The organism is Acinetobacter sp. AB03, assembly GCF_058107045.1.
In genome coordinates this window covers 3,032,058-3,038,057 of the sequence record NZ_JBUEBA010000002.1, presented here as the reverse complement: position 1 = coordinate 3,038,057, position 6,000 = coordinate 3,032,058, and the positions used below count along the sequence as shown (strand labels likewise).

The 6,000-nt window shown below is 39.3% G+C and carries 5 protein-coding genes; 3 read left to right on the top strand and 2 right to left on the bottom strand.

Translation table 11 applies throughout. The features are described 5' to 3' along the window. The first annotated feature begins 194 nt into the window (after positions 1-194). Positions 195-1,490, top strand: coding sequence for a glutamate carboxypeptidase (locus ACY3FQ_RS15215; RefSeq protein ID WP_178928450.1), 1,296 nt, complete (start codon positions 195-197; stop codon positions 1,488-1,490). A 269-nt stretch (positions 1,491-1,759) separates the two neighbouring features. Here the strand turns inward: ACY3FQ_RS15215 and ACY3FQ_RS15210 are convergent, their stop codons facing one another. After that, complete coding sequence (locus ACY3FQ_RS15210) at positions 1,760-1,987, bottom strand: hypothetical protein (RefSeq protein WP_010325666.1); 228 nt, start codon at positions 1,985-1,987, stop codon at positions 1,760-1,762. Between ACY3FQ_RS15210 and ACY3FQ_RS15205 the strand changes: the two genes are divergently transcribed. Beyond that, positions 1,986-4,391 (top strand): YgiQ family radical SAM protein, encoded by a 2,406-nt coding sequence (locus ACY3FQ_RS15205; RefSeq protein WP_178928449.1) that lies wholly within the window; start codon positions 1,986-1,988, stop codon positions 4,389-4,391. The genes ACY3FQ_RS15210 and ACY3FQ_RS15205 overlap by 2 nt on opposite strands. A 382-nt stretch (positions 4,392-4,773) precedes the next feature. Beyond that, the gene (locus ACY3FQ_RS15200) at positions 4,774-5,316 is read left to right on the top strand and encodes a DUF2726 domain-containing protein (protein ID WP_004692898.1); all 543 of its coding nucleotides are present in this window, start codon (positions 4,774-4,776) and stop codon (positions 5,314-5,316) included. Positions 5,317-5,377: 61 nt separating this feature from the next. Here ACY3FQ_RS15200 and ACY3FQ_RS15195 read toward each other — a convergent pair whose 3' ends face one another. Continuing rightward, positions 5,378-5,734: a RidA family protein gene (locus tag ACY3FQ_RS15195; protein WP_436905379.1), complete on the bottom strand. Its 357-nt coding sequence runs from the start codon at positions 5,732-5,734 to the stop codon at positions 5,378-5,380. Positions 5,735-6,000: the final 266 nt, after the last annotated feature.

Sequence of the window (6,000 nt, the reverse complement as noted above, 5' to 3'; positions counted from 1 at the left end):
CAAGGAAGGTTAAAATAATAAATGAATCAATCGTCTAATTTATATTTAGGATTGCTTTATACATACTGATTTACTTATTTATCGATCATGACATTTAATCTACCCAACATTTTTGCTTTAAGATTTTAAAAATATTGGATAGTCGATCAAATGTTCATAGTTTGTTAGTAATATCTTTAAATGGAATAATGAGTATGTCTAATAAAATTCAATATCAACTGAAAAAACTTCCTTTAATTTCATGTGCGTTGTTGAGCTGTTTGGCTTTTGGGCAAGTACATGCTGTATCTAATGATCAGGTCAAACAACTGGTTGAATCAGAAAAAAAGAATTATTTAAATACTCTAGAGGCTTTAGTCAATATTGAGTCGGGGAGTAAAGATCTTGTCGGCGTGAATAAGATCGCTAAATATGTCGCCGAACAATTAAAAATGACAGGTGCTGAGGTCAGTATTGTAGAAGCTAAAGATATATATCGTATGGATGATACACCCCAACAGACTGGTCCAATGGTAAAAGCTGTTTTGAAGGGTAAAGGCAGCAGTAAAATTATGCTAATTGCTCATATGGATACGGTGTATTTAACAGGGATGTTGAAAGACCAACCTTTTAAAATGGAAGGGGATAAAGTTTTTGGTCTCGGAATTTTAGATGATAAACAGGGGGTTGCTGCGATTATTCATACGCTTGATCTTTTGAAAAAGTTGAATTATCAAGATTATGGCACGATCACAGTCTTACTTAACTCCGATGAGGAGATCAGTTCGCCAGGTTCACGCGAACTGATTACTGAGACTGCACAAGACCAAGATGTGGTTTTGTCATTTGAAGGTGGTGGTAAAGACGGCAGTTTACGTTTAGCCACCAGTGGGATTGGTGCAGCATATTTAGAGGTTCAAGGGAAATCTGCACATGCAGGGGTTAAGCCTGAAGCAGGCATAAATGCACTAACAGAATTATCACATCAAATCTTACAGTTACAAGACTTATCCAATCCTAAAACGGGGTTGAAATTAAACTGGACGGTGGCGAGTGCAGGTAAAGTGCGTAACGTGATTCCAGACCTTGCAACTGCACAAGCAGATGTTCGTGCCTTGCAAGTTAAAGATTTTCAGCAAGTGGAACGTGTATTACAGGAAAGGATTAAACATAAAAAGTTAGCTGATAGTGAAGTTAAGTTAAAGTTTGAAATGCGTCGCCCACCTTTAATGGCAAACCCACAGGCAAAAAAATTGGCTGAACAAGCACAGCTTATTTACAAAACTGATTTTAATTTACCAATGAAAGTATTGTCTGAAGCAACAGGTGGTGGTACAGATGCTGCATTTGCTGGCTTAAATTCGAAAGCAGCGATTTTAGAAGGCATGGGCTTATCTGGTGATGGTGCACATTCGAATAATGCTGAATATATTCTGGTCGAAAGTATTGTGCCGCGTTTATATTTAGCGACAAAGTTGATTATGGACTTATCGACCGCTCAAAAAGAATAAAGTTGGTATGAAAGAACTCAACTGATTTGAGTTTTTACATGATGAAAGATGGTGTTTATTTTTAGCAGCATCTTTCATTAATCTAAATATTAGAATCTTAAAAGGAAATGGATGAGATCTTAAATAAAAGCGTCATAAAGTGAGGGATATTCTGAGAGATTGGCATAGCCATAGTTGATGTTAATTTTTCATTCTTTGCTGGATAATTCAGCTGAGTCAGTTGGGTCTCGATGTATTGCTTACTGTCCCAAGTGATTGGACATTGGTCTTTATTCTTTAAGGAATGAAGGGCCAGCTTTTGTCTCTTCACTGTCAAATTGTTTCTTTTTAAATAAAAACTTCGAAATTACGTTTGCATAAAAAAATAAATGATAACGTGCTGTATATGATGCTTTTTTAACCAAGCAAGCTGAATGTAATTCATGGTAAAATGATCGGCTTTCATCTTTGATCTTTATTTGAGATCTTTCATCTGCCAGCCGAGAATTGCTAGCCATGTCTACTGCTTATACTATGCAGACCGCGCCTAAAGCGTTGTTTGATTACGACAAATATTGGGCGTCATGTTTTGAACCTGCGCCATTTTTGCCGATGTCGCGCGAGGAAATGGACCAACTCGGTTGGGATAGTTGTGACTTTATTTTGGTCTGTGGTGATGCGTATATCGATCATCCATCCTTTTGTTCGGGCATTATTGGCCGTACGTTAGAAGCACAAGGTTTCCGTGTCGGGATTATTGCACAACCGGATTGGACTAATGTTGAAGCATTCCGCGTTTTGGGTAAGCCAAATATCGCTTGGGGTGTGACTGCTGGGAACATGGATTCGATGATCAACCGTTATACGGCTGATCGTAAAATCCGTTCTGATGATGCCTATTCACCAGATAATTTACCTAATAAACGTCCAGACCGTGCAGCAACGGTGTATTGCCAACGTGTGCGTGAAGCATTTCCAGATGTACCTGTATTGTTAGGTGGAATTGAAGCGTCTTTACGTCGTATTGCACATTATGACTATTGGTCAGACAAAGTTCGTCGTTCAGTGTTGATGGACTCAAAAGCCGATCTTTTGATGTATGGTAATGGTGAGCGTTCAATTACTGAGGTGATGCATCGCTTAGCCAAAGGCGAAAAAATTCACGAAATTACCGATGTTCGTGGCACGGCATTTATCGTGAATAAGTTAAACCGTCCATCTAAAGCCAAGTTTGTGGAAATTGCATCAAATGATGTGGATACCATTGGCCGTGTTGATCCGATTATCAATCCATATGTGATGACTGAAGATTTAGATGGCTGTGAAATTGAAAAAGATAAGGGTAATTCTTTAACCCAATACCAAAATTTCCAAAAAGAAATTGTGACGAATCAAATTGTTCGTGAAGGGGATCAACTTGATCCTGATACACAAATTGTGCAATTACAGCCATCTTCAAAGGCAATTAAACATAAATTACCGCCGCGTGAACTGGCTGTGATTCGTTTGCCTGCATTTGAAGCAGTGGCAGATGATCCCGTTTTATATGCACATGCCAACCGTATTTTGCACCTTGAAACCAATCCAGGCAATGCGCGTGCTTTGGTACAAAAGCATGGCGAACGTGATGTTTGGTTAAATGCACCGCCGATTCCGTTAACCACGGAAGAAATGGACTATGTGTTTGATTTGCCTTATGCACGTCTACCACATCCTGTCTATGGGGAGGCGCGTTTCCCTGCATTTGACATGATCAAATTTTCGGTCAACATTATGCGTGGCTGTTTTGGCGGGTGTACCTTCTGTTCGATTACAGAACATGAAGGACGCATCATTCAAAACCGTTCAGAAGAATCAATTTTACGTGAAGTTGAAAAGATTCGTGATACTGCACCGGGTTTTACTGGCATCATTTCTGACTTGGGTGGGCCTACAGCAAACATGTATCGTTTGCACTGTAAAGACCCTGAAATTGAAAAGAACTGTCGTAAACCATCGTGTGTTTATCCGGGTGTTTGTCAAAACTTACATACGGATCATGCACCTTTAACGCAGTTATATCGTAAAGCACGCGCCATTAAAGGCATCAAAAAGATTCTAATTGGCTCAGGTTTACGCTATGACTTGGCGGTACTAAACCCTGAATATGTCAAAGAATTGGTTCAGCATCATGTCGGTGGTTATTTAAAAATTGCGCCTGAACATACCGAAAAAGGTCCATTGTCTAAGATGATGAAACCGGGCATCGGAACCTATGATCGTTTCAAGCAAATGTTTGATCGTTTCAGTAAGGAAGCAGGTAAAGAGCAGTATCTTATCCCGTACTTTATTGCAGCACATCCGGGTACGACTGAATATGACATGATGAATTTGGCGATTTGGCTGAAGAAAAATGGTTTCCGTGCCGATCAGGTACAAACTTTCTATCCATCACCAATGGCCACAGCGACCACCATGTATCACACGGGTAAAAACCCATTAGCCAAAGTGGCGCGATATACTGAAGATGTGGATATTGTGAAAGGTGAGAAGCGTCGTCGTCTGCATAAAGCATTCTTACGTTATCATGATCCAAACAACTGGCCTTTACTCCGCGATGCTTTAAAAGAGATGGGCCGCCAAGACTTGATTGGTAACTCGAAACAGCATTTGATTCCAACCTATCAACCGCAAGGGACAGAAGGTCAGTATCAGTCTGCTCGGAAGAAAAACTCAACCGTGGATGGTGATTCGCAAAAACGTAATTGTGATAGCCGTAACCAACAAGCGAAAAATCAATCTCGTCCATCAAATACCAAGAAGCGTCCTGAACGTGGTCAGATTTTAACGCAGCATACAGGTTTGCCGCCGCGTGAAACAGGTGACGCCAAGAAGCCATTTGGACATTCAAAGTCAAAACCAAAGTCTAAGTCACGTGCTTAATGGCAATTGAATATAAAAAAGGATGCTACGGCATCCTTTTTTAGGATCGATCTTTTTTATTGCGTTAGAAAAATAGCTCAAAGATTGGCTTTTCTGCCATCCGTCGGGAAAATTGGGTCAATCCGAAGAATCATATTGCACGTGAATGAATCACTCTATTACAGTGTAGATAGGCTACAGAGCCAAAATGTCATTCGGATTAAAACAAAGCGTGTTACAACGGATGACATTGCAAAAAATTGTTTAGTTTTATCAGCGTTTGTTTGATTTTAGCTTTAGTTTTTTTATTGCGTGGTTTGGGTAAATGGTCAGTAGGTTATACTGATCGGATAAAAATCGGTGTGATACCGAAAATTATAATAAAGATGAAAAGGATACAAATATGACAACTTATATGGTAATTGGTAGCGTGTTGTTGATACTGGTCATGATTTTAGCGAGTAAAGCGTTGATCCCTAAGACCAAGCAGCAAGATAGTGCATTAAGACAACGTGCTATTTTTAGTATGCATGAGCAACTGACTTATACTCGTTTGAAAGAAATTTTACCGCATCATACTGTGCTGGCGCATGTATCTTATGATGCCTTACTCACGACAAAATTTTCACGTACACGAAACAAATACCGCAATTTGGTGGCTGATTTTGTGATTATGGATAGTGCACAACAAGTTTTGGCAGTGGTTGCTTTAGAAGATCCGCTTTCATTGAAACGTCCACAAAAGGCACAGTTTCAGGATGCGATCCTCGATATGGCTGGCTATAAAGTGATTCGTTATGAAGAAGTGCCTGACTATCATCAGTTACGTGAAGATTTTTATGGCGATCTTTATGCTTCGTCGCGTTTGACTAAAGATACGCGTGTAGCCAAAAAATATGATTACTATAATGCAGCACAAACTCGAAAATTACGTCTGATCGGCTAACTGAATCTCAGCACGTATCATAAAAACATGAAAACTCATGTTTTTATGATGAGTGTATTTTTTATGCAGGTTTCACTGCAACAACGGTTAACTCTACCAATACTCGTGGATCATAAAGTTTAGCTTCAACACAGGTACGGGGTAATGCATCAATATCTGCAACCCAAGCATCCCAAACTTCATTGAACGCTGCATAGTCTTGTTCAATATTCTTCAAATAAATCGTTACCGATAAAATCTGGCTTTTATCTGTGCCTGCATCAGCTAAAAATTGGTCAATCATGTCGAATGTTTGTTGGGTTTGACCTTTAATATCGAGATCAAAGTCAGACGCCAATTGTCCTGCTAAATGAACCAAATTACCTGAAACAGCAATTTCAGAAAAACGATTTGAGACATGCAAACGTTGAACCGTCATGATGTATGCATCCTGTGTGATGAGTATAAAAATAGAACATAAAAATGTAGTTCAATAGCCTACCACAAACTCATGTATGACAGATGGCTACGATGTTGGCTTTCAATCAGGTGCAGAATTTTACAGCGTGAAGAACTCTATTTATTGTTATAAGTGCATGTGAACAGAGGATGGATTCGATATTTCGACGTGGGAATTACAAAAGATGAAGGAACGCGATTAATAGGTCAATCTTATGCGGACTTTATAACAGTATATTTTAAAAT